This is a genomic window from Streptomyces sp. NBC_00154, from assembly GCF_026342835.1.
In the GTDB taxonomy this organism is placed as follows: Bacteria; Actinomycetota; Actinomycetes; order Streptomycetales; family Streptomycetaceae; genus Streptomyces.
Genome location: NZ_JAPEMI010000001.1, coordinates 4,982,748 through 5,005,455, shown reverse-complemented (window position 1 = coordinate 5,005,455; position 22,708 = coordinate 4,982,748). Strand labels below are relative to the sequence as shown.

General features: G+C 70.2%; 21 protein-coding genes and 1 riboswitch. Of the genes, 5 read left to right on the top strand and 16 right to left on the bottom strand.

Annotation, left to right across the window (positions count from 1 at the left end; genetic code table 11):
• Nucleotides 1-36 precede the first annotated feature (36 nt).
• From OHA03_RS22415 to OHA03_RS22395, 5 genes are all read right to left on the bottom strand, one after another.
• Nucleotides 37-978 (bottom strand): ROK family glucokinase, encoded by a 942-nt coding sequence (locus OHA03_RS22415; RefSeq protein WP_267005581.1) that lies wholly within the window; start codon nt 976-978, stop codon nt 37-39.
• A 75-nt stretch (nt 979-1,053) separates the two neighbouring features.
• Nucleotides 1,054-1,512 (bottom strand): DUF5304 domain-containing protein, encoded by a 459-nt coding sequence (locus tag OHA03_RS22410; protein ID WP_323181244.1) that lies wholly within the window; start codon nt 1,510-1,512, stop codon nt 1,054-1,056.
• A gap of 105 nt (nt 1,513-1,617) precedes the next feature.
• Complete coding sequence (locus OHA03_RS22405; RefSeq protein ID WP_267005579.1) at nt 1,618-2,880, bottom strand: ArsA family ATPase; 1,263 nt, start codon at nt 2,878-2,880, stop codon at nt 1,618-1,620.
• A gap of 4 nt (nt 2,881-2,884) precedes the next feature.
• The gene (locus OHA03_RS22400) at nt 2,885-3,334 is read right to left on the bottom strand and encodes an SRPBCC family protein (RefSeq protein WP_267005578.1); all 450 of its coding nucleotides are present in this window, start codon (nt 3,332-3,334) and stop codon (nt 2,885-2,887) included.
• Between the two features lie 133 nt (nt 3,335-3,467).
• The gene (locus OHA03_RS22395; protein ID WP_267005577.1) at nt 3,468-4,274 is read right to left on the bottom strand and encodes a metallophosphoesterase; all 807 of its coding nucleotides are present in this window, start codon (nt 4,272-4,274) and stop codon (nt 3,468-3,470) included.
• Nucleotides 4,275-4,552: 278 nt separating this feature from the next.
• On the opposite strand from OHA03_RS22395, the gene OHA03_RS22390 reads away from it, so the two are divergent.
• Together OHA03_RS22390 and OHA03_RS22385 are read left to right on the top strand one after the other, a co-directional pair.
• A complete protein-coding gene (locus OHA03_RS22390; RefSeq protein WP_267005576.1) occupies nt 4,553-6,349 on the top strand; it encodes a long-chain fatty acid--CoA ligase in 1,797 nt (598 codons plus the stop codon).
• Nucleotides 6,350-6,445: 96 nt separating this feature from the next.
• Nucleotides 6,446-6,913, top strand: a complete 468-nt coding sequence (locus tag OHA03_RS22385; protein WP_267005575.1) for a spore-associated protein — start codon at nt 6,446-6,448, stop codon at nt 6,911-6,913.
• A 48-nt stretch (nt 6,914-6,961) separates the two neighbouring features.
• On the opposite strand, the gene OHA03_RS22380 is transcribed toward OHA03_RS22385, so the two are convergent.
• Nucleotides 6,962-8,104, bottom strand: a complete 1,143-nt coding sequence (locus OHA03_RS22380) for a glycosyltransferase family 4 protein (RefSeq protein WP_267005574.1) — start codon at nt 8,102-8,104, stop codon at nt 6,962-6,964.
• Between the two features lie 100 nt (nt 8,105-8,204).
• Here OHA03_RS22380 and OHA03_RS22375 point away from each other — a divergent pair, with 100 nt between their 5' ends.
• Entirely contained in the window at nt 8,205-9,503 is a 1,299-nt protein-coding gene (locus OHA03_RS22375) for a glycosyltransferase family 87 protein (protein WP_267005573.1), read from the top strand.
• Here the strand turns inward: OHA03_RS22375 and OHA03_RS22370 are convergent.
• The 5 genes from OHA03_RS22370 to OHA03_RS22350 all read right to left on the bottom strand — a co-directional run bounded on the left by OHA03_RS22370 (nt 9,460) and on the right by OHA03_RS22350 (nt 14,944).
• Nucleotides 9,460-10,713 (bottom strand): hypothetical protein, encoded by a 1,254-nt coding sequence (locus OHA03_RS22370; RefSeq protein WP_267005572.1) that lies wholly within the window; start codon nt 10,711-10,713, stop codon nt 9,460-9,462. The genes OHA03_RS22375 and OHA03_RS22370 overlap by 44 nt on opposite strands.
• Before the next feature lie 17 nt (nt 10,714-10,730).
• Nucleotides 10,731-11,756 (bottom strand): C40 family peptidase, encoded by a 1,026-nt coding sequence (locus tag OHA03_RS22365; protein WP_267005571.1) that lies wholly within the window; start codon nt 11,754-11,756, stop codon nt 10,731-10,733.
• A 238-nt stretch (nt 11,757-11,994) separates the two neighbouring features.
• A complete protein-coding gene (locus OHA03_RS22360) occupies nt 11,995-13,020 on the bottom strand; it encodes an NlpC/P60 family protein (protein WP_267005570.1) in 1,026 nt (341 codons plus the stop codon).
• Nucleotides 13,021-13,303: 283 nt separating this feature from the next.
• Complete coding sequence (locus OHA03_RS22355) at nt 13,304-14,665, bottom strand: NYN domain-containing protein (protein WP_267005569.1); 1,362 nt, start codon at nt 14,663-14,665, stop codon at nt 13,304-13,306.
• A gap of 36 nt (nt 14,666-14,701) precedes the next feature.
• The gene (locus OHA03_RS22350) at nt 14,702-14,944 is read right to left on the bottom strand and encodes a hypothetical protein (protein WP_030933560.1); all 243 of its coding nucleotides are present in this window, start codon (nt 14,942-14,944) and stop codon (nt 14,702-14,704) included.
• A gap of 162 nt (nt 14,945-15,106) precedes the next feature.
• Between OHA03_RS22350 and OHA03_RS22345 the strand changes: the two genes are divergently transcribed.
• The gene (locus tag OHA03_RS22345; RefSeq protein WP_267005568.1) at nt 15,107-15,856 is read left to right on the top strand and encodes a rhomboid family intramembrane serine protease; all 750 of its coding nucleotides are present in this window, start codon (nt 15,107-15,109) and stop codon (nt 15,854-15,856) included.
• Nucleotides 15,853-16,134, top strand: coding sequence for an Lrp/AsnC family transcriptional regulator (locus OHA03_RS22340; RefSeq protein ID WP_005318592.1), 282 nt, complete (start codon nt 15,853-15,855; stop codon nt 16,132-16,134). Before OHA03_RS22345 ends, OHA03_RS22340 begins: the two co-directional genes overlap by 4 nt.
• An 88-nt stretch (nt 16,135-16,222) precedes the next feature.
• Here OHA03_RS22340 and OHA03_RS22335 read toward each other — a convergent pair whose 3' ends face one another.
• The 5 genes from OHA03_RS22335 to OHA03_RS22315 all read right to left on the bottom strand — a co-directional run bounded on the left by OHA03_RS22335 (nt 16,223) and on the right by OHA03_RS22315 (nt 22,687).
• Nucleotides 16,223-17,635 carry an aminotransferase class V-fold PLP-dependent enzyme gene (locus OHA03_RS22335; protein ID WP_267005567.1) on the bottom strand — a complete coding sequence of 471 codons (1,413 nt, stop codon included), beginning with the start codon at nt 17,633-17,635 and terminating at the stop codon, nt 16,223-16,225.
• A 176-nt stretch (nt 17,636-17,811) separates the two neighbouring features.
• A riboswitch (SAM riboswitch) is annotated at nt 17,812-17,929 on the bottom strand.
• A gap of 85 nt (nt 17,930-18,014) precedes the next feature.
• Nucleotides 18,015-19,079: an anthranilate phosphoribosyltransferase gene (gene trpD, locus OHA03_RS22330; RefSeq protein ID WP_267005566.1), complete on the bottom strand. Its 1,065-nt coding sequence runs from the start codon at nt 19,077-19,079 to the stop codon at nt 18,015-18,017.
• A gap of 124 nt (nt 19,080-19,203) precedes the next feature.
• Nucleotides 19,204-20,829: a ubiquinol-cytochrome c reductase cytochrome b subunit gene (locus OHA03_RS22325; protein WP_267005565.1), complete on the bottom strand. Its 1,626-nt coding sequence runs from the start codon at nt 20,827-20,829 to the stop codon at nt 19,204-19,206.
• Nucleotides 20,826-21,881, bottom strand: a complete 1,056-nt coding sequence (locus OHA03_RS22320) for a ubiquinol-cytochrome c reductase iron-sulfur subunit (protein ID WP_267005564.1) — start codon at nt 21,879-21,881, stop codon at nt 20,826-20,828. Before OHA03_RS22320 ends, OHA03_RS22325 begins: the two co-directional genes overlap by 4 nt.
• The gene (locus tag OHA03_RS22315; protein WP_267005563.1) at nt 21,878-22,687 is read right to left on the bottom strand and encodes a c-type cytochrome; all 810 of its coding nucleotides are present in this window, start codon (nt 22,685-22,687) and stop codon (nt 21,878-21,880) included. Before OHA03_RS22315 ends, OHA03_RS22320 begins: the two co-directional genes overlap by 4 nt.
• Between the last annotated feature and the right edge of the window lie 21 nt (nt 22,688-22,708).

Here is a 22,708-nt window from a genome sequence, read left to right as displayed (position 1 = left end):
GCGACGGGCGTCCGTCGATGTCCGTGACCGGGTGGCTCAGCCCTGCCGGGCCAGGTCCGCCGCACCCACCAGTCCGGCCTTGCCGCCCAGTTGGGCCGCGAGCACCTGGGCGTGCGGGCGCCACTCGCCGCCGATCAGCCAGCGCCGGAACGACTTGCGGATCGGGCCGAGCACGAGCTCGCCCTCGTCGGAGACGCCACCGCCGACGATGAACGCGGACGGGTCGAAGAGCGAGGCGAGGTCGGCGAGTCCGGCGCCGGCCCAGCGGGCCAGCTCGCGGAACGAGTCGATCGCCACCGGGTCGCCCTGCCGGGCGGCCTGGCTGATGTGCTTGCCCTCGATACCGTCCACCGTGCCGTCGCCGAGGCTGAGCAGGATCGTGGCGTTCTCCGGGGTGGCGTTGGCACGCTGCTTCGCGTACCGGACGAGGGCACGCCCGGAGGCGTACTGCTCCCAGCATCCCTGGCTGCCGCAGCCGCAGAGCAGCCCGTCCGGGACGACCCGGATGTGGCCGAATTCGGCGGCCACACCGAAGCGTCCGCGGCGCAGCTTGTTGCCGATGATGATGCCGCCGCCCAGGCCGGTGCCGAGCGTGATGCAGATGACGTCGTCGTGGCCCTGGCCGGCGCCGAAGCGGTACTCGCCCCAGGCAGCGGCGTTGGCGTCGTTCTCGACGACGACCGGGAGGCCGACGCGCTGCTCGACCTTGTCCTTCAGCGGCTCGTGCCGCCAGTTGATGTTCGGCGCGAACAGCACCGTGGCGCGCTTGTCGTCGACGTATCCGGCAGCGCCGATGCCGACTGCTTCGACCTCGTGTCCCTCGCTCGCGCCGGATACCGCCGCCGCGATCGCGTCCACGATGCCTTCAGCCGTCGGCGGGGTCGGCACCTTGAACATCGAGAGGATCCGGCCCTCTTCGTCGACCACTCCAGCCGCGATCTTCGTGCCGCCGATATCGACGCCGATGGTGAGTCCCATGAATCCCTCAGTTTCGGTCGAGCCCCGCTATGGGCAACCGTACCCGAGCGCCGGTCCCCGCCCTATCGGTGCCGGTCAGTCCAGGTCGATGTGTTCGCCCGCGCCGGTGCCGCCGTCGCGCGGGTCGGTGGGGTCGTCGGCCTTCTTCGAGGGGCCGCCGGGGTCGGTGGCGCCCTGGGTCCAGCGACGCTCCTGGCTCTCGACGGCGGAGCGGTAGGCGGCGAGGAGTTCGCTGCCGGCCGCGGCGATGTGGTCGAAGACATCAGGGTTGCGTTCGATGACCGGCTCGACGACGGACTTCGCCTGCTTGATCACCTGCTGTACGGCCCCCTGGGCGGCCACGCCGAACAGCGGGGACTGGAGGGAGGCGGCCTTGTCGGCCACGGCATCGACCAGTTTGCGCAGTTCTTCGGCGGCGGAGCCGGGCGGCGGGCCGTGCTGGGCGCGGCGGCGGGCCTTCTCCGCTTCGAGATCCTCGGCGCAGGCCTTCGCCCACGCATCGTCGTCGACGGGACGATCGGTGGCTTCGCTCATGGCGGACTCCTGCGACATGGTTGCGGACGGTGACACGTACGGGACACGTACGGTGGCGCATACGGGACACGTACTACCGACGTTACCCGAACGGTGGTACGCCGTTCAGGAGGTCCGCGGCCACAGGCCCGGGTCCGGCGTGAACCGGACCCGCAGCACACCGTCGGTGAGCGCCGCGCCGGAGACGGTGCAGCGGCGCAGCCCGGACTCCAGTTCCACGATCCGGCGGAACGGGCCGACGCTCAGGAGCAATTCGTCGCCACGCCGCACCAGCTGGAGGTGCTCCTTGACGGCTCCGGGCAGCGGCAGGCACCAGACCAGGACCCCATCCGGGCCGTCCGGGACGCTCGGGCCCTCGATCCACCAGGGGTTGTCGGCGCGCCCGCCCGGCCGGTCGGCCGGTTCGACGGCGAGCCCGTCGCCCTCGAGGCGGCCTCCCCCGCTGCCCGCCGCCTCGGCGGTGGTGCGGTTCGCCCTTGCGTCGAGAAGGGTGAGGTCGTCCAGCCCCTGCGGGTCCCGGCCGAGGTGCGGCACCTCGCACAGGGAGGCGGCCGGCGCCCACTCCTCGTACCAGTGGTCGACGCACTTCTCCTGCTGTGCGGCGAGCGCGGCGAACCACGGGTCGGACGAGTGACGGGGCAGCACCCGGTTGACCGTGAGGGTGTCGACGCGCAGGCCGTGCAGGGCGAGCCCGGTGCGGGCGGTGCGCAGGGCATCCTCGGCGGCGGGTCCGGGTTCGGCGACGAGGCGGACCGTGGTGCCCCGGTCCTCGACCAGCCTCTGGACGGCGGCCAGCTCGGCGTCGCGGCGGGCGGCGGTCTCGTACAGCCACTGGGCAGGCATCGGGACGCCGGCGAGCTGGGCGAGCATCGGGCGCAGGGCGCGGGCGGCCTGGCGTTCCGGGGGCAGCAGACGGCGCAGATAGCGGCGCAGCTGCTCGGGCAGGGCGAGGACGGCGAGGGCCTCGCGCAGCGGCGGCAGGTCGACGACGAGAAGCTCGTGGCCGTCGTGCGACCAGTCGCCCTCGGCAGCGCGGCGCAGGGTGTGCAGCAGGGCGAGTTGGCCGCTGCCGGGGAGTTCGGTCAGCTCCTCGGCATCGAGCCGGTTGCCACCGAGCAGGTCGAGCACCGGGGACGCCTGGTCCTGGAGGGCGAGGAGTTCGGTGCGGAAGTGCTCGCCGGAGTCGACGCGGGCGAACCGGAGTCCTTCGGTGACCTCGGTGGGTTCCGTGGCGTCGGGGAAGCCGGGTATGGCGTCGGGGGAGAGCAGCAGCGTGCGGTGGCCCCGGCGGGCGGCGGCCAGTGCGGTCGCCGCCGCGACGGTGGTACGGCCGGCGCCGCCGGGGCCGGTGACGAGGACCGTACGCACCGGGTCAGCCCTGCGGGACGGACTCGACGCGCTTCTTCAGGCCGGCCAGTGCGCGGTCGATGATGACCTTCTCGGCCTTGCGCTTGATCATGCCGAGCATCGGGATCTTGACATCGACGGTCAGCCGGTAGGTGACCTCGGTGCGGCTGCCGTCACCGATCGGGGCCAGCGCGTAGGAGCCGTCGATGGCACGCAGCATCTGGGACTTGACCAGGGTCCAGCTGACCTCGTGGTCGCCGGTCCAGGTGTACGCGAGGGTGTGGTCGTCCTTGATCGCACCGGCGTCGAGGACGAGGCGGACCTTCTCGGCGCGGCCGCTGTCGTCCTTGGCGAGGATCTCGGCCTCCTTGACCTCGCCGGTCCATTCCGGGTAGCGGTCGAAGTCGGCGATCACGCCCATGACGTCGGCCGGTGCCGCCTCGATCGTGATGCTCGAGCTGGTGTGTTCAGCCATCGCTGTGGCTCCTCCAGTGCGGGGTACCGGTCGGTCGGCAGAGGCCTGCCGCCAGAAGGCTATCGCGTGCGCGGGGCGCATCGTCCCAGGGTCCGGTCGGCACGGCCCCATCGGTCCGGGTCGCCGGTCCTGGTCACCACTCCAGAGCCCACGGCCGGCCGGTCGACGCGAAGTGTCCGACGTTCACGCATTCGGTGGCGCCGATCCGCATCCGGCGGACCAGCGGCTGATGGACATGGCCGAAAATTGCGTATCGGGGACGGGTCCGGCGGATCGCGTCGAGCAGCGCCCGGCTGCCGCGCTCGAAGCGGCGCGCCACGGTGTCGTACGTCAGTTCCGGGACGTCGGGCGGGATGTGCGTGCACAGGACGTCCACCTCGCCGATCGCCTCGACCTTGGCGGCGTACTCCTCGTCGCTGATCTCGTACGGGGTGCGCATCGGGGTCTGCAGTCCGCCGCCGACGAAGCCGAAGACCCGGCCTCCGATCTCAATGCGTTCACCGTCCAGGACGGTGGTGCCGGGGCGGGCGTACTCGGGCCAGAGATCGGGGATGTCGACATTGCCGTAGGTGGCGTACGTGGGGGTGGGGAGCGCATCGAACAACTCGGCGTACTGCTTGCGCACCGCGCCGACGATGGCGGCATTGCGGTCCAGGCCCGCCCAGAGACCGCGACCGAAGTCCCGGGCCTCCTCGAAGCGGCGGGCGGTGCGCAGTTCGACGATCCGGTCGGCGTTCTCGACGCCGAAGAGGTCGGGGAAAATGCCGCGCGAGTGGTCGGCGTAGTCGAGGAAGAGGACCAGGTCACCGAGACAGATGAGCGCGTCCGCACCATCCCCTGCACGGGCCAGCGCTTCGGTGTTCCCATGCACGTCACTGACCACGTGGATGCGGGTACGGCGTGCGGTGGCGGCATCACGGCTGTTCGGTCCGGCTCGCATGACGATCACCCTAGGACGACGCCCGCAGCATGGGTAGAGCCGCCGGACCTGCGGTTACTTCCTGGTCGTAACTCGGGTGCACTACTGTGCGCGCAAGGGCCACCAATATGTGTGACGCATAAAACATCTGGCCGGAACCCCCTATCCGGAACCCAGTACTGATGGGTAACGTCCGGGCAGTCCAGTCGTGCTCACCCCACTGAGCACCCGCCAATCTTGGACCGCGCCGGTGCGTCACACAGAGCCGTGGCACCGGAGCCCGATGAGGAGCAGCAGTCTTGCGCGAGTTCAGCCTTCCGGCCCTGTACGAGGTCCCTTCGGACGGCAACCTGACGGATCTCATCCGCCGCAATGCCGCGCAGCATCCCGACGTGGCGGTGATGAGCCGCAAAGTGGCAGGCGTCTGGACCGATGTGACCGCCACCCAGTTCCTGGCCGAGGTCAGAGCCGCCGCCAAAGGCCTGATCGCCGCGGGCATCGAGCCCGGTGACCGGGTCGCACTCATGTCCCGTACCCGTTTCGAATGGGTGCTGCTCGACTTCGCGATCTGGACCGCCGGGGCAGTCACCGTCCCGGTGTACGAGACCAGTTCCGCCGAGCAGGTCCAGTGGATCCTCGGCGACTCGGGCGCGGTCGCGGCCCTCGTCGAGAGCGACGCGCACGCCGACTCCGTCACCTCCGTGCGCGACCGGCTGCCAGGCCTGCGCAACGTCTGGCAGATCGACAAGGGCGCGGTCGACGAGCTGACCGCGGCGGGCACCCAGGTCTCGGAGGAGACCGTCGACCTGCGCAGCACGAGCGCCAGGGCCGACGACCCGGCGACCATCGTCTACACCTCGGGCACCACCGGCCGCCCCAAGGGCTGTGTGCTCACGCACCGCAGCTTCTTCGCGGAGTGCGGCAATGTGGTGGAGCGGCTCAGGCCCCTCTTCCGCACCGGCGAGTGCTCCGTTCTGCTCTTCCTGCCCGCGGCCCATGTCTTCGGACGGCTGGTCGAGGTGGCGTCCGTGATGGCACCCATCAAGCTCGGCTGCGTCCCGGACATCAAGAACCTCACCGATGAACTGGCTTCGTTCCGGCCGACGCTGATCCTCGGTGTGCCGCGGGTCTTCGAGAAGGTCTACAACTCGGCGCGCGCCAAGGCGCAGGCCGACGGCAAGGGCAAGATCTTCGACAAGGCCGCGAACACGGCGATCGCGTACAGCCGCGCGCTGGGCACCCCCGAGGGTCCGTCCATCGGCCTGAAGTTCAAGCACAAGGTGTTCGACCGGCTCGTCTTCAGCAAGCTGCGGGCCGTACTCGGCGGGCGCGGCGAGTACGCGATCTCCGGCGGCGCACCGCTGGGCGAGCGGCTCGGGCACTTCTACCGCGGCATCGGTTTCACGGTGCTGGAGGGCTACGGCCTCACCGAGACGTGCGCGGCCACCGCGTTCAACCCGTGGGACCGGCAGAAGATCGGTACGGTCGGCCAGCCGCTGCCCGGATCGGTCGTCCGGATCGCCGACGACGGCGAGGTGCTGCTGCACGGCGAGCACCTCTTCGCGGGCTACTGGAACAACGAGGCGGCGACGGCCGAGGCGCTGGCCGACGGCTGGTTCCACACGGGCGACATCGGCACCCTCGACGAGGACGGCTATCTCGCGATCACCGGCCGCAAGAAGGAGATCATCGTCACGGCGGGCGGCAAGAACGTCGCACCCGCGGTGATCGAGGACCGGATCCGCAGCCACGCCCTGGTCGCCGAGTGCATGGTGGTCGGCGACGGGCGGCCGTTCGTCGGTGCGCTGATCACCCTGGACGAGGAGTTCCTCGGCCACTGGGCCCAGGAGCACGGCAAGCCGGCCGGCTCGACGGCGGTGTCGCTGCGCGAGGACCCGGAGCTGCTGGCCGAGGTGCAGCGGGCGGTGGACGACGGCAACGCGGCGGTGTCCAAGGCGGAGTCCGTGCGTAAATTCCGCATCCTTGCCTCGCAGTTCACCGAGGAGGCGGGGCACATCACACCGTCGCTGAAGCTGAAGCGGAATGTGGTGGCGAAGGACTTCGCGGACGAGGTCGAGTCCATCTACCAGCGCTGAGAGGGCCGTTGGCCGAAACCTGGCCTTGTCCCCCGTGCAGGGCCGGTGCAAGGGTCTGGATCACTCGAACCGATCCACTTCCCTAGGGAGACCCCTGTGCGTACCGCCTTCCAGCGGGCCGGTCTGGTCGTGGCCGTGGCAGCCTCCGCCCTCGTGGCGGTGCCCGCCACGGCCGATGCGGCAGCGGCCGCGGCCAGTCCGACCGCGGTCTGCGGGGCCGACGGTTACAGCTACTCCGTCGTCGCCTCGTCCCCCGTGAAGTTCAGCAGCGGCACGGTCGCCGGCACCGTCTACCTGATGTACAGCAGCGGGAACGGCAAGAACTGCGTCGTGACGGTCAAGACCTCGTACACGGGCACGGCCACCTTCACCACGGCCCAGCTCATCATCCAGAACGGCAACACGTACGTCGACCAGGGCAACTACACCAGCTACGCCGGACCGGTCCGGGGCAGCGCCGCGGGCAAGTGCGTGAAGTACTGGGGCTCGATCAACACCGGGCCGGACGGACAGGCCGGGGCCAACGCCAGCGGCGGTCGCATGAGCTGGGGCAACTGCGGCTGAGAACAGTGCGCTGCCCGGCGCAGGACGCGCCGGGCAGCGCATTCTGTCTCACAGCAGCGTTCTGAGCCGCTCCGCAAGCAGGTCCCAGCGCCACTTCTCCTCGACCCAGGCCCGGCCCCGCTCCCCCATCCGCTGCCGCAGCTCCGGGTCGCCGAGCAGGGTGGCGATCCGGTCGGCGGACTCCTCCACGGAGCCGCCCCGCACCACCCAACCGGTCTCGCCGTCCAGTACGGCGTCGGGGGCGCCGCCCGAGTCGCCCGCCACCACCGGCAGTCCGGTCGCGGACGCCTCCAGGTAGACGATGCCGAGGCCTTCGACGTCGAGGCCGCCGCGGCGGGTGCGGCACGGCATGGCGAAGACGTCGCCCGCGCCGTAGTGGGCGGGCAGCTCCTCCCACGGCACCGGACCGGTGAAGCGTACGGAGTCGCTGACGCCCGTCTCCTCGGCGAGCTTCTTCAGGTCCTTGGCGTACGGTCCGCCGCCGACTATCAGCAGTACGGCGTCCGGCTCCCGTGCCAGGATCGCGGGCATAGCGAGGATCAGGGTGTCCTGCCCCTTGCGGGGCACCAGCCGCGACACGCAGACGACGACGGGCCGGTCGGTGAGCCCGAGCCGGGCCCGGACCCGATCCCCGCCGGAGTCCGGATGGAAGGTCTTCTCGTCGACGCCGGGCGGCAGTTGGACCATGCGGCCCGCGGCTTCGGGGGTGAGCGCGGCCGCGATCCGGGAGCGGGTGTACTCGCCGAGGTACGTGATGGTGTCCGTGCCCTCGCCGATCCGGCGCAACAGCTGCCGGGACGCGGGCAGTTGGGCCCAGCCCGCCTCGTGCCCGTGAGCGGTCGCCACCAGGCGCCGGGCACCGGCCTTCCGTAGCGCCGGTGCCATCAGCCCCAGCGGGGCGGCGGCACCGAACCAGACGGACGTGCAGTCGTGTGCGCGCAGCAGCTGGACCGCCCGCCGGGTCACCCGGGGGGTCGGCAGCAGCATCGTCGTACGGTCGCGGACGACGGTGAACGGCTGCTCGGCATCGAACGCGGCGGTGGCCTCGATGCCCTCGGGGCTCCGCTTCCAGGTGGAGGCGTAGACGACGATTTTTCCGGGGTCCAGGCGCAGCGCCATATTGTGCAGAAATGCCTGGATACCGCCGGGTCGGGGCGGGAAGTCATTGGTCACGATCAGGGTCTTGTCCATCGCCGCTGACAGTACCGAACAGCTGGGCCTGATGGCTCCCGCACAGAGACGCCGTGCATCATGGCTCATCGAGCCACCGGCGAAGGGGATGAGTGCGGCCATGACGGCAGCAGGCGGCACCGGCAGATTTCTCGCACCCGTGGCGGTGTGGGCCCTCACCAGGGCCGCGTTGCTGCTCTGCGTCCTGAAGGTGATCACGCTGCCGGGCCCGGACGTGACGAGTGACGTCTCGGTGATCTACCACGGCTGGTCCGAGGTGCTGCAGAGCGGCACGTATCCGCAGTCCGATGTCACCTGGCAGTACCCGCCCGTCGCGGCGCTCGCCATCCTCTCCCCCGCCCTGCTGCCGTTCCTCGACTACACCTCGGCCTTCTTCGTCCTCGTGTGCCTGTGCGACGCGCTGGTGCTGGGCCTGCTGCTGTACGCGGGCCGGCGGACCGGCAGGCGGACGGCGGGCGGCTGGGTCTGGGTGGCGGGGGTGCCGCTGCTCGGCACGACCGCATACGCGCGCTACGACGTGATGGTGACGGCGGTCGCGGTGGCGGCGCTGCTGGCGGGAGCGCGGCATCCGCGGGTGCTGGGGGCGCTGGCCGCCTTCGGTGCACTGCTGAAGGTGTGGCCGGTGCTGCTGCTCGTCGGCACGGCGCGCGGGGAGCGCACCCGCCGCTCGTGGACGGCGGCCGCGGTGACGGCGGCCGGTCTGCTGGTGGTGTGTGCGGCGGCGATGCCGGGTGCGCTGGCCTTTCTCGGCTTCCAGCGCGACCGGGGCACCGAGGTCGAGTCGCTGGGCGCGCTGGTCTTCCATGTGGCCCGTCAGTTCGGCTGGCAGGGCCGGGTGGAGCTGAACTACGGATCGCTGGAGTTCCTCGGTCCGCATGTACCGCTGGTGAGCACGCTGGCGCTCGGTCTGAGCCTGATCGCCTGCGGCTGGCTGCTGGTGTGGCGGCTGCGGGCCCGCACGTTCGGGGCGAGCACCACGGCCGACGCGGCGTTCACTGCGGTCCTGCTGTTCACGACCACCAGCCGGGTGATCAGCCCCCAGTACATGCTGTGGCTGGTCGGCCTTGCGGCGGTCTGCCTGGTCTTCCGGTCCGGCCGGATGGGATTGCCTGCCGGACTGGTACTGGCAGCGACGGGCGTCACGCAGCTGGAGTTCCCGCTCGGGTTCATCCACGTGGTGACCAGTGACGCAACGGGCGTGACGCTGATGTTCGTACGCAACGGTCTGCTGGTCGCGGCGACCCTGGTCGCCGCGAGGCGGCTGTGGCAGCGGACGGTGACCGAGCCGGGGAGGCCGGAGCAGCCGGCGCCGGTCCGGCCGGTCCTCTACCGCGGGTCCGCACCGGCCGGGGACATCAGCCGAGACGGGACCGCAGAAACTCCCGCCAGCGCGCCGTGAAGTCCTGCTCGGTCGTGCCGAGCACCTCGTGCAGGGCCTGCTCCACCGCTCCGTCCCGCCCTGAGTGCCCCCCGACGGCCCGGTAGAAGGCGAACAGCTTCTTCTCGCCCCAGTGGTCGGCGATCAGCGCGCAGGCCAGCCAGCCGCCCTCGTACGCCCTCGCGAGGCGCCCGGAGTCGCCACCGAAGCGGAAATCCTCGTCCGTGGGGAGTGCGGCGGGCAGCTCGCCGCGCCGGACGGCTTCCGCCAGTTCCGGCGCGGCCTGTGCGGGGGTCCGGTCCTCGGCGCGGTAGGCCGCCCAGTCGGCGACGCCCTCGGAGAGCCAGGTCGGGGTCGCGGCGGAGGTACGGGCGCGGGTGGCGACATGGGCGGTCTCGTGGGTGAGGACGACCCGCTGCCCGAACGTGCCGAGCATCGCGTACGCCTGCGGGTTGATGATCACCCGGTCCGCGGGCGTCCGGCCCGGGCCGCCGGTCTCCCCGGTGGTGACGGCGGCGATGCCCCGGTAGTTCGCCACCGGGTCCCCGAGCAGCCCGGCCATGTCGTCGACCGTCCTCGGCACGATCACCACCACGCGGGCGGCCCAGTGCTCCGGCCAGGCGGCAGAGACGGCGGGCACCGCGCGGTCCTCGGTGTCCGCGATCCGGCGCAGCTCCTCCTGCGTGCGGCCGACGCCGAGAACGAGGCTGTGCGCGCCGCGTACGACCCGCACGTCACCCTGCTGCCAGAGCTGCCGGCCGCTGTCCTTCCCGGCCCGGTCAGCCGCTATGTACCAGCGGCCGTCCGCCCCGTGCCGTTCCAGGTCCAGGACGCGGTCGGCGGTGACCGGAGCGCTGTCGTAGCCCGCGATCCGGTACCGCAGTTCGATGTCGGCGGTGGCCTTGTCGGTGCCGTGCTCGCGCACGTCGGTCACTGAGTACGTCCACGAGCTCAGCGGCACGTCGGCGAGGTTGGCCAGTTCGCGGCGCTGGGCCGTCCGCAGCCCGGTGGCCCCGGGAGCGACCGTGGCCGCATAGGCGTCCGGGTCGTGGTCCAGGACGGCGGCGGCTCGGCGGTCCAGGGTGGCGCGGACGTCGCGGACCGTGGTGTCGGGGGAGGTTGCGGCGGGGGCCGTGCAGGCGGCCGCGAGCAGCAGGACGGCGAGTGCCGCGCCTGCCGCGCGCCACCGTCCGTCACGTCCCCGGCCTGCCGTACGCCCCTGATCAGCCACCCGGTCGAGGGTACGGGTCAGATGCGGGTGACCGACGAGACGGGCATCATGCCGACCGGGTCGTAGCGGACCGGGGCGCCCGGGTACGGGGCATGGATCACCTGGCCGTTGCCGACGTACATCCCGATGTGACTGGCGTCCGCCCGGTAGGCGACCAGGTCGCCCGGGCGGGCCATGGAGAGCGGCACCATGCGTCCGGCGTATCGCTGGGCCTGGGAGGTGCGCGGCAGGCTGACACCGGCCTGGGCGTACGCCCACTGCATCAGCCCGGAGCAGTCGAACCCCGCAGGCCCGTTGGCACCCCAGATGTACGGGCGTCCGACGGCGTGCCGGGCCGCCAGCACGGCGGCCGCCGCCCGGGACGAACCCGGCGGCAGATCGATCATGCCCGGGAACACGTCGTCGCGGCCGGTGCGAGAGGCCCTTTCGAAGGCCGCCCGGTCCGCGCCCGGCAGTGAGCTCAGCAACTGCCGGGCCCGCTCGAGCTTCTGCTCGACGGTCCGTTTGTGGCGGGCGGCGGCGGCCCGGTTGCGCTCCAGACCGGCCAGCGAGCGAGCGGCCTCCGCCCGGGCCTGTGCGAGCCCGCGCCGGGCTCTCTGAAGCTTCTGCAGAGTGCCGGCCCGCCGGACGTTCAGCCGGTCGAGGGTGGCCGCCCGGTCGAGGTAGCTGTCCGGGTCCGAAGAGAGCAGCAGGGCGAGCGAGGGGTCGATGGAGCCTGCGCGGTACTGCGCGGCGGCGGCCGAACCGACCGCGGTGCGAAGCCGGTTGATCTGTTCCTGGTCGCGGGCCGCCCGCTCCTGGGCCCTGATCACCTCGCCGCGCAGCCGCTCGGCGTCCTCCCCGGCCTTGTTGAACTGCTCGGTGGCCCGCTCGGCCTCGCCGTACAACCGGTCGACCTCGGCCTTCGCGGCCCGGGGCGTGTCCTGGGGTTCGGCGTTCGCGGTGGCCGCCCCGAGTGCGGCGGCAGCGGTCGCCGCCGACAGGACTGTGATCCGGACGCTCCGGTTGACGCCGGGCTGTGTGGAACGGCGATGGGACACCACAGGACGCCGCACTCCCTTCCGCTGTACGCAGAGGTGCACAGCCCCCTGCCGCCCGGGGCGGGCGGACCGACGGACGGGAGCTGCACAGCAGGCAGACAGTAGCCGCGCGACTACGGAGCGCCCAACGTCCTGGCCGATCGGGTGAGGGGTACGAAAGCCGCCGCCCCGCCGGTGACCTGTGGTCTCCGGCGGGGCGGGCAGTCGGTCGGGGCGTGGGAATTCGCCCGTTCGGGCGTCGTCAGATGCGCACGCCGACCTGGAAGCTGCCGATGGTGTTCATCGACTCGTAGCGGACCACCGCGCCCGGCTTCGGGGCGTGCAGGACGGTGTTGTTGCCCGCGTACAGGCCCACGTGCGCCGTGTTGTTGAAGAAGACCAGGTCGCCCGGCTTGAGGGCGCTGCGTCCTATCTGGGTTCCCTGGTTGATCTGGGTGTACGTGGTGCGGGTGATCGCAGCGCCGGCCTGGGCATAGGCCCACTGGGTGAGGCCCGAGCAGTCGTAGGAGCTGGGGCCGGTACCGCCGGAGACGTACGGCTTGTTGAGCTGGGTGGCGGCGGCCCGGAGGGCGGCGGCGCCGAGGGCGGAGGCGGGGACCTCGTTGCCCAGATCGACCCGGCTGCCCGCGTCGCGGCTGGCGCGCAGGTCGTCCTGGCGCATCTTCTCGCGCTCGGCGGCGGTCAGGGTGTTGAGCAGACTCCGCGCCTCGGCGAGCTTGCCCTGGAACTTCTTCTTGTTCTCACCGAGCGTCTTGCGGACGTCCGCGAGGTCGGCCAGCTTGTCCTGGGCCTCCTTGCGCTGCTGCGCGAGGGAGCGCTGCTTCTCCTGGATCTTCTCCAGGGACTCGGCCTGCTTGGCCGTCAACTGGTCGAGGGCCGAGGCCTCGTCGAGGAAGCTGTCCGGGTCGGAGGCGAGGAAGAGCTGCACGGACGGGTCGATGCCACCGGAGCGGTACTGCGCGGCGGCGAGCGAACCGAGGCCGCTGCGGAGCGTGTTCAGCTCCTGCTGACCGCGGGCCACCTTGTCCTGCAGAGCGCCGATCTGCTTCTCGAGCTTCTCCTGCTGCTCCTTGGCCCCGCTGTACTTCTCGGTGGCCGTCTCCGCCTCGTGGTAGAGCTTGTCGACCTTCGCCTTGACCTCGCTCTTGGTCGGCTTGGGGTCGGCGTGGGCGGCCTGGGAGGTCAGGGCAACGGCCGCGGCGGCGGTCGCGGTGAGCACGGTCACGCGGGTGCGGCTCGGCTGCTTGGGACGACGGTGGGACGCCACGAAGGCGAGCTCCTTCTTCCTCGAGCCGCCTACCGGGTTGTGGGGGAGCGGATCCCCGGCTCCGTGCACGTCACGGACTCGGCGGTTCCTTCGCTGCCACCCCGGATGGGTGATCAACCGTGCGAAGGTTCGAAGCCCGACCTTAGTGACCATCTTGTGATCAGTTCAAATCCTCACAAGAAAAATCTCGCCCCAGCAGTCACTTCTTTACTCACATCACACCGCGTGTAGCGGCGGCTTGACGGTCCGTTCCAAAAATTCCGGCAAGTCGCCACAACTCTCACTAGACGCGCGAAAGCCGCTTCAGGAGCAAGACGGACGCAACGGGCCTGGCCCCCGCCTTCGCCACGCCGTCCGCTACCTCGCGGTCGGTGGAGACCACGACGACGGGCCTGCCCGGCGGTTCGGCGCGGGCCAGTTGACGGATGAGCTCGTCGGCGGTGACACCCGGCTTGCTGAAGAGCACCCGCACCCCGCGCGGCGGTGCGAGCAGTACCGGAGCGGCCAGTTCGGCCCCGTCGAAGACACAGGTCATCTCGGCGCCGGACTGCGCCGCGAGCACCGCGAGACCGCCCAGCAGCCGCAGCCGCTGCTTCTCCAGCGGCAGTTGCGGATAGCCGGTCTTGGTGACGTTGTAGCCGTCCACGATCAGATGCGCCTGCGGCAGTGCGAGCAGCTGGTCGAGCAGGGCCGGATCGGTGTCCGAAAGCGCCCTGGCGGCAATGTCCTTGGGCGACATCGCACCGGGTTCGACCGCGTCGACGCTGTCTGCGGGACGGATCGAGGAGGGCGGCAGGGCCAGTTCGCGGCGCAGCCCGCGGGCCGCGTCGAGCACCGTGTCGAGCAGCAGCCGCAGCCGCATGTCCTCGACCGAGCGGCCCTCCCTGGCAGCCCTGCGGCTCGCCTCGACGGACGCCTCCGCCTCTCCGAGCCGGGCCCGCAGCCGCCGGGTCTCGCTCTCGGCCGCGGAGATCCGGGCGGCCGCCTCGGTCCGTACGGTCTCGGTCTCGGCCTTGCCCCGGCGGACCGCGGCCTCACCGCGCTTGACCTCGTTCAGGGCGGAGCGCAGTTTGCGCTGCAGCCCGTCGGCTTCCTTGCGGGCCGCCTCCAGCTCACCGCGGAGCCGTTCGGTCTCGCTCTTGGTCTGGGTCCGGGCCTGGGCGAGTTCCTCGCGCAGCCGTTCCAGTTCGCGCCGGCCTTCCTCGTCGGCCCGTTCCGCGTCGGCCCGCTGGACCTCCTCGCCGGCCGCGGCGACCAGCTTCACCCAGCCGACCGGGCGCAGCACATACGCTGCGGCGGCCACATCGACGGGGTCGGCGGCGGCGGGCGGCGACCCGGCCTCCACGGCCGCGGCCAGCTCGGGCTGAGACTCCCGGAGCCGTTCGCCGATGCGCTGACGGAACAGAGTGTCGCTCTCCAGGGCGGCCGCCATCGCGTTCCCGGCGAACTTGGCGCGCCGGGTCGGGGTGAAGCGGGCGTACTGCCTCAGCTGGGCCGGGAGTTCGGTGACCGTGAGGCCACCGAACGCGTCCGAGACCAGCGCGACGACCCGCCGCCGTACGCCTTCGGGCAGCGGGCGGTCGAGCGCCTCGACGGCGTCGCCGGCTCCATCGGCCGGCTCGGCGCCGCTATCGGGCTGCTCCACGATCCGTCACCCCAAATGTCTGTCCGCACGGCCCCGTCAGGAGTCGGCACCCGGCCTGTCGACTAGTTCGATCTGGTCCACCGCGTTGCACCAACGACACCGGACCGACTCGATGGTCTCACTGACCACCTCGCGCTCTTCGACGGTCGCCTCTCCTGCGAGGTCGAGATGCACGTATTCGACAACCTTGGACGAGCGCGTGACATCGAAGCGCGTGAGATTCCCGCAGAGCGTGCAGCGCCAGCGGGTCCCGTCGGTCGGCTGGGGAACCGTCGTCATCGTTGCGTCCTCTTTCGTCGAGCGTCGTGCTGCTGCCTGCCAAGGATCTCGCGGTGCGCCGTCGAACTGCGGATGTCCTGCTGTAACCCTACGGCCTTGCGCATACCCATCGGCACGGCGAGGCGGTCTGCCCCGTTCCATCACCTGCGTCATGCTCTGTTCATGATCGAACGGCGGGCTGGGACGGGCGGACTGACCGGCAGGCTCCTGCGCGCCGCCACCGCGGGCGGTGCCCCGGTGACGTATGCCCTCATCGGCCTGTGCTGTGCCATCTTCCTGATCAGCCCGCTCTCCGGCTTCAACCCCACGTACGGCACCGCCGACACCCTGCTCGCCGCCCAGGCCGGGTATTTCGAGCGCTGGGGGGTGATCCCCACCGAACTGTGGGGCGGCTCCGCACACGCCCTGCTCACCCCGCTGACCGCACTCTTCGTGCACGGCAGCTGGCTGCATCTGCTCGGCAACATGCTCTTCCTGTACGTCTTCGGGGCGATGGCCGAGGAACGGATGGGCCGTACCGAGTTCGCCTTCTTCTATCTCGGCTGCGGCTACCTAGCCCTGCTGGCGTACGCGGCGGCGCACGCCGACTCCGACCAGACCCTCGTCGGCGCCTCGGGGGCGATCTCTGCGGTGCTCGGGGCGTTCCTGTACCTGTTCCCCCGGGCCCGGGTCACCAGCCTCTTCCCGTTCCTGCTCTTCCTGCCACTGCGCTTTCCCGCCTGGATCGTGCTGATCTTCTGGTTCGTCCTGCAGTGGATGGCGGCGCAGGGTGCGGGCAGCGGTCCGGGGGTGGCCTATCTCGCCCATGTGGTCGGCTTCGCCACCGGCTTCCTCTACGCCTGGGGGCGATACCGCCGTGGGGCTAGAGTGAAGACTCCAGCCACGGCCACCGAGGGAGAAAGCCAGCCGTGATCACCGCGATCGTGCTCATCAAAACCAGCGTGGACCGGATTCCCGAGATCGCCGAGTCCATCGCGGCGCTGGACAGCGTCAGCGAGGTCTTCTCGGTCACCGGTACGTACGACCTGATCGCCATGGTCCGGGTGGCCAAGCACGACGATCTGGCGGACGTCATCCCCGGCCGCATCAGCAAGATCCCGGGCGTCGAGGGCACCGACACTCATGTCGCGTTCCGTACGTACTCGCAGCACGACCTGGAAGCCGCCTTCGCCATCGGTCTCGACGCGTAGATACGCCTCATCACGGCGTAATACTTCGGCCGGGGACGGGCAGCTGCCCGTCCCCGGCCGAAGTATTACGGCCTCGGTTCCTGGCCGGTCAGACCTGCGCCGTACCCCGGTCCGGGACGCAGCGGCCGTCCTCGGTGCGGTACTTCCACTGGGCCCCCTCGCTCACCAGCTCCTTGACCGCGCGGACGAAGCGCTCGATGTGCTCGTCCGGCGTACCGGCGCCGAAGCTGACCCGGATCGCGTTCAGCAAGGGGGTCCCCCCGGTCGAGTCCGTTCGAGACTGGGGGAGCTCGCCCGGTTCGGCCTCCGGCGCACCGCACTCGCCCGGGTCCTGCGGGTCGCTGCCGAGCAGGGTGCGCACCAGCGGGTGGGCGCAGAACAGTCCGTCGCGTACCCCGATGCCGTACTCGGCGGAGAGCGCCGCGGCGAAGTGCGAGCTGTTCCAGCCCTCCACCACGAAGGAGATGACGCCGACCCGGGGGGCGTCGTCGCCGAACAGCGACAGCACCTTGACCTGGGGGACCCCGGCCAGGCCTTCGCGGACCCGGGTGACGAGCTGCTGCTCACGGGCGCCGAGGCGGTCGAAGCCGGCCTCGGTGAGCGCCTTGCAGGCGGAGGCGATGGAGTAGACGCCGATGACGTTGGGCGAACCGGCCTCGTGCCGGGCGGCGGTGGAGTGCCACTCCACGTCCACACCGCCGTCGGTACGCCGGGCGACCTTACGGGAGGCGCCGCCGCCGGCCAGGTACGGCTCGGCGTCCTGCAGCCAGTCGGCGCGGCCCGCGAGGACACCGGAGCCGAACGGCGCGTACAGCTTGTGTCCGGAGAAGGCGACCCAGTCGACGTCGAGCTCGTCGATGTCGACCGGGTGGTGCGGCGCGAGCTGTGCGGCGTCCAGCACGATCCGGGCGCCGTGCGCGTGGGCGGCGGCGGCCAGCTCCTTCACCGGCCACAGCTCACCGGTGACGTTCGATGCGCCGGTGACGCAGACCAGCGCGGGGCCGTAGGGGTCACGGTCGGCGAGCGCCCGCTCCAGCGTCTCGACGGCCTGGGCCGGGGTGCGGGGAGCGTTGAGGTACGTGACACGGGCGTCGCGCCACGGCAGCAGCGAGGCATGGTGCTCGGTCTCGTACACGAAGACCTGACAGTCGGCGGGGACCGCCGCGGCCAGCAGGTTCAGCGAGTCCGTCGTCGACCGGGTGAAGATCACCTGGTCGTCGGCGCGGCAGCCGAGGAACTCCGCAACTGCCTTGCGGCTGTTCTCGAAGAGGTCCGTGGAGAGCTGCGAGAGGTAGCCGGCGCCGCGGTGGACACTGCCGTAGTACGGGGCGTACGCGGCGACGTCGTCCCACACCCGCTGCAGGGCCGGGGCACTGGCCGCGTAGTCCAGGGCGGCATAGGTGACTTCTCCGCCGGTAACGAGCGGAACGGTCACATCCTTGCCGAGAACAGGCAGCGGGGAACAAATAGATCGGTCGGCGGCAGCGGTGACAACAGACATGGCGAACTCCCGTACAAGGCAGGCGAATTCACTGCGCCGGCAGGTACGCGGCAGCGCAGGAGGAAGGAAAAGGGGGTGCGGAGAGGGGCCGGACCGGGCCCTATCGCATTCGCTTGCTCACAAGAGGCTCCTTGAGGACCAGGACCCCAGGGATGTGACATTCACAGATGTCGAGGGGTCCGCGCTTGCCGTAGACCTCGCTGCCTACGGCCTGGTCTTCACCCGGGGCACCCCGCCACGGACGGAGGGTTGCCGGACAGCGGGCCGGGGCCGTAGTCGCTGTCACTCATGACCTGCCCAGAATCTTGCCATACGTGCGTCGACGCGCAAGGCGCAGTCCAAGATCTGGACTGCGCCCCGGTCCGCGTTTCCCGTTCGGTCAGGCGTTGCTGACCGTCACCCAGCGCTCCAGCGCCGCCCGGGCCGCACCCGAGTCGACGGACTCGGCGGCCTTGGCGATCCCGGCGGCGAGCTGCTCGTTCAGCGTGCCCTCACCCGGGTCCAGCGCCACCAGCGCCGCCGCCGAGTTGAGCAGCACCGCTTCACGTACCGGGCCGGTCTCACCGGCCAGCAGCCGGCGGGCCACATCGGCGTTGTACGAGGCGTCGGCGCCGCGCAGCGCCTCGACGGGGACCAGTTGGAGGCCGACGTCGCGCGGGTCGAAGGCCTCCTCGCGCACCTCGCCGTCCCTGACCACCCAGATCCGGGAGGTCGCCGTGGTCGTCAGCTCGTCCAGACCGTCGTCGCCGCGGAAGACCAGCGCCGAGTTTCCACGCGCCGCGAGCACGCCCGCAACGATGGGGGCCATCTTCAGATCGGCGACACCGATGGCCTGGGAGCGCACCTGGGCCGGATTGGTGAGCGGACCGAGGATGTTGAACGTGGTCTGCGCGCCGAGCTCCTTGCGAGCCCGCGCCGCGTACCGCAGAGCGGGGTGGAACTTCACCGCGAAGCAGAAGGTGATACCCGCCTCCTCGGCCACCTCGACGACGCGCTGCGGGGCCAGCTCCAGATTGACGCCGAGCTTCTCCAGGACGTCGGAGGCGCCACTGGCCGAGGAGGAGGCGCGGTTGCCGTGCTTGACGACCTTGGCTCCGGTGCCCGCGACGACGATCGCGGACATCGTGGAGATGTTGACCGTCTTGGCGAGGTCGCCGCCGGTTCCGACGATGTCGACCGTGCGGCCCGGCACCTGGATCGTGGTGGCGTGCTCGTACATGGCGCGGACGAGTCCGGTGACCTCGTCGACGGTCTCGCCCTTGGCGCGCAGGGCGACGGCGAAACCGGCGATCTGCACGTCGGTCGCCTCGCCGCTCATGATGTTGTCCATCGCCCACGCGGTGTCGTCGGCGGTCAGGTCCTGGCCGCGCAGCAGAGCGTTCAGTACGCCGGGCCAGGAACGAGCCGCCACGCTGTCGCCGCCGACCGGGGTCACAACGTTCATGGTCCGCTCCTGGGGGTCCACAGCCGATAAGGGTATGGACCCCACCCTATCGAGCGCCCGGGACAGCAAAGAGCCCCGTCCATCGAATGGACGGGGCTCCCGCTGTGGCGATCAGTTAAGGCGATCAGTGGTGGCCGTGGCCGCTGGTGATCTCCTTGTACTCCTCTGCAGTGGGCTTGGCGATCTGGTTGTGCTCGCCGAAGTAGCCCTTACTGAGCTTGGCCCGCATCCTCTGCAGCGCCGGCACCTTGCGCTCGACACCGTTCTCGTCGACCGTCGGGCCGATCTCGACCGGCTTGTACTGCTCGTGCGCGGTGAGCGTGTGCAGCTGCGCGGGGCCGAGCGGCTCGTGGACCTCGACGAACTCACCGTGCGGCAGGCGCTTGATGAGACCGGACTCGCGTCCGTGCAGCACCTTCTCCCTGTCGCGGCGCTGAAGGCCGAGGCAGATCCGCTTCGTGACGAGGAACGCCAGGACCGGTCCCACGAAGATGAAGATCCGGACGAACCACGAGATGGAGTTCAGCGAGAGATCGAAGTGCGTGGCCCAGAGGTCGTTACCACCGCCGATGAAGACGATGATGTACTCCGTGATCCAGGCGACGCCGAAGGCCGTCCGGGTCGGGGCGTTGCGCGGGCGGTCCAGGATGTGGTGCTCGCGCTTGTCCCCGATGATCCAGGACTCGATGAACGGGTAGACCGCGATCACGGCCAGCACCAGGCCGAAGGCCATCAGCGGGATGAACACACCCAGGACGAGCGTGTGGCCCCAGAGGTTGATCTCCCAGCCCGGCATCACTCGGATCAGACCCTCGGCGAAGCCCATGTACCAGTCGGGCTGGGCGCCGGTGGACACCTGGTCCGGACGGTACGGACCGATGGCCCAGATCGGGTTGATCGAGGCGATCGCCGCGATGACCGCGATGACACCGAAGACCAGGAAGAAGAAGCCTCCGGCCTTCGCCATGTAGATCGGCAGCAGCGGCATACCGACGACGTTCTTGTTGGTGCGGCCGGGACCCGCGAACTGCGTGTGCTTGTGGAAGAACACCAGGATCAGGTGGCCGACCACGAGGCCGAGCATGATGCCCGGCAGCAGCAGGATGTGGATCGAGTAGAACCGGGCGACGAAGTCGCCGCCGGGGAACTCTCCGCCGAACAGGAACATGGAGATGTACGTGCCGACGATCGGCGTGGACAGGATCGCGCCCTGGGTGAAGCGGACACCCGTACCCGAGAGCAGGTCGTCCGGGAGCGAGTAGCCCGTGAAGCCGGTGAACATACCCAGCACGAACAGCAGGAAGCCGAACAGCCAGTTGATCTCACGCGGCTTGCGGAACGCACCCGTGAAGAAGACGCGCATCATGTGCACGAACATGGCCGCGAGGAAGATCAGCGCGGCCCAGTGGTGGATCTGGCGGACCAGCAGACCACCGCGGATGTCGAAGCTGATGTCCAGCGTCGAGGCGTAGGCCTCGGACATCCGGATGCCCTGCATCGGCTCGTAGGAGCCGTGATACACGACCTCGTTCATGCTCGGGTGGAAGAACAGCGTCAGATACACACCCGTGAGAATGATGATGATGAAGCTGTAGAGGGCGACTTCACCGAGCATGAAGGACCAGTGGTCCGGGAAGATCTTGCGCATGTTGGCCTTGGCCAGGGAGTAGATCCCGAGCCGGCCGTCCGCCCAGTCGGCCACCCGCTCGCCGGCGGGCGCCTTGCGCTTCGTGTCGGTCGCAGTACTCATCCGCGCTCCCAGAATGCAGGACCGACGGGCTCTTCGAAGTCACCGAGCGCCTCGAGGTTGCCCTCGCTGTTCACACCGATCCGCAGCTGCGGAAGGGAGTGACCGGCCGGACCGAAGATGACGCGGGCGCCGTCGGAGAGGTCGAAGGTGGACTGGTGGCACGGGCAGAGCACGTGGTGCGTCTGCTGCTCGTACAGGCTGATCGGGCAGCCGACGTGGGTGCAGATCTTCGAGAAGGCCACGATGCCCTCGTGGGCCCACTCGCGCTCGCGCTTGTCCTTGATGTTCTCCGGCTGGATACGGATGATCATCAGCGCAGCCTTGGCGATCTGCGTCTGGAAGTCGTGAGCGTCCTCCGTCAGGCCCTCGGGCATGGCGAAGGTCAGCGAACCGACGGCGACGTCCTCGGGACGCAGCGGCTCCATCGTGTTCATGTTGATGAGCTGCTTGCCCTTGGACCACAGGGTCTGACGGAGCTTCTTCTCCGGCAGCGGGCCGAGGTCGCGCAGCAGCATCACGCCGGAGAGCGGCACCAGGGCCAGCGCACCGAACAGGGTGTTGCGGATCAGCTTGCGCCGGCCGAACGCGGACTCCTCGGCACCGGCCGCGAAGTCGGCGAGAACCTTCGCCTTGACCTCGGGCTCCGCCTCGATGGCGTGCCGGTCGTCGGCGACCTCTACGTCGGACATCAGGGTGCGCGCCCAGTGGACGGCGCCCGCGCCGATCGCGAAGAGAGCCACGCCCAGGGTCAGCCCGAGGGAGAAGTTGAGCGCGCTCACATGGCCGAACGGCCAGATGAACACGATCTTGTCCACCGGGAAGATGACGTACGAGGCGATGAAGCCGACGGTCGCCAGCATGGACAGCACGAACAGGAACGCGACCGTGCGCTCGGAGCGCTTCGCGGCCTGTTCGTCGATGTCCTGGATGCGCGGCCGGTGGGCCGGCAGCCCCGGGTCGGCGAACGGGTCGTCCGCGCCCTCTACCGCGCCGTGCGCGGCTTCCTGCTCAGCGGGCAGGTTCTCTTCTGGAATCTTCTCTTGGCTACTCATGACTTCTTGGCCTTAGCGGTGTGGGCCGCGACCCAAACGGCAACTGCGACGAGTGCGCCCAGACCGAAGATCCAGGCGAACAGACCCTCGCTGACCGGACCGAGCCCGCCCAGCTTGAGGCCACCAGGGGTCTCGGACTCGGCGCTGTTCACGGTCTTGACGTACGCGATGATGTCCCGCTTCTGCTGCTCGGGCATCGTCGAGTCGGGGAAGGACGGCATGCTCTGCGGGCCGGTCTGCATGGCCTCGTAGATGTGCTTCGGGTCCACGCCCTCAAGGCTGGGCGCGTACTTGCCCTTCGTCAGGGCACCGCCCTCGCCGGTGAAGTTGTGGCACTGCGCGCAGTTGGTACGGAACAGGTCGCCACCCTTGGCGATGTCCGCACCCTCAGGGCTGACCTGGTCCTCGGTCGGCACGATCGGGCCGGCGCCGAGCGACGCGACGTACGCCGCGAGCTGGTCGATCTCGGCCTGGGTGTAGATGACCTTCTTCTTCGGTACCTGGGCACCCGGCTGCTGGGCCGGCATACGGCCCGTGCCGACCTGGAAGTCGACGGCGGCGGAGCCCACGCCGACCAGGCTCGGCCCGTCGGACGAGCCCTGACCGCCGGCTCCGTGGCAGCTGGCGCAACCGACGGAGTACAGCTTCTTGCCCTCATCGATGGCGAGGGACTGGGCGGTGTCGTCGGCCTGCGCCTTACTCGCGGGCGCAAACGCGGCGTACAGCCCCCCAGTAGCCGCCAGCGCGAGGAGTAGTACGACGACCGCCGCCAACGGATGGCGTCGTCGTGCGGAGAGCTTTTTCACGGATTACCCCGGTGTCAGGAT

What these genes read in the sequence shown, in the direction of transcription:
- OHA03_RS22415 (WP_267005581.1), bottom strand. Translation starts at nt 978, where the DNA reads ATGGGACTCACCATCGGCGTCGATATCGGCGGCACGAAGATCGCGGCT.
- OHA03_RS22410 (WP_323181244.1), bottom strand. Translation starts at nt 1,512, where the DNA reads ATGAGCGAAGCCACCGATCGTCCCGTCGACGACGATGCGTGGGCGAAG.
- OHA03_RS22400 (WP_267005578.1), bottom strand. Translation starts at nt 3,334, where the DNA reads ATGGCTGAACACACCAGCTCGAGCATCACGATCGAGGCGGCACCGGCC.
- OHA03_RS22395 (WP_267005577.1), bottom strand. Translation starts at nt 4,274, where the DNA reads ATGCGAGCCGGACCGAACAGCCGTGATGCCGCCACCGCACGCCGTACC.
- OHA03_RS22380 (WP_267005574.1), bottom strand. Translation starts at nt 8,104, where the DNA reads ATGGACAAGACCCTGATCGTGACCAATGACTTCCCGCCCCGACCCGGC.
- OHA03_RS22375 (WP_267005573.1), top strand. Translation starts at nt 8,205, where the DNA reads ATGACGGCAGCAGGCGGCACCGGCAGATTTCTCGCACCCGTGGCGGTG.
- OHA03_RS22350 (WP_030933560.1), bottom strand. Translation starts at nt 14,944, where the DNA reads ATGACGACGGTTCCCCAGCCGACCGACGGGACCCGCTGGCGCTGCACG.
- OHA03_RS22345 (WP_267005568.1), top strand. Translation starts at nt 15,107, where the DNA reads ATGATCGAACGGCGGGCTGGGACGGGCGGACTGACCGGCAGGCTCCTG.
- OHA03_RS22335 (WP_267005567.1), bottom strand. Translation starts at nt 17,635, where the DNA reads ATGTCTGTTGTCACCGCTGCCGCCGACCGATCTATTTGTTCCCCGCTG.
- trpD (WP_267005566.1), bottom strand. Translation starts at nt 19,079, where the DNA reads ATGAACGTTGTGACCCCGGTCGGCGGCGACAGCGTGGCGGCTCGTTCC.
- OHA03_RS22325 (WP_267005565.1), bottom strand. Translation starts at nt 20,829, where the DNA reads ATGAGTACTGCGACCGACACGAAGCGCAAGGCGCCCGCCGGCGAGCGG.
- OHA03_RS22320 (WP_267005564.1), bottom strand. Translation starts at nt 21,881, where the DNA reads ATGAGTAGCCAAGAGAAGATTCCAGAAGAGAACCTGCCCGCTGAGCAG.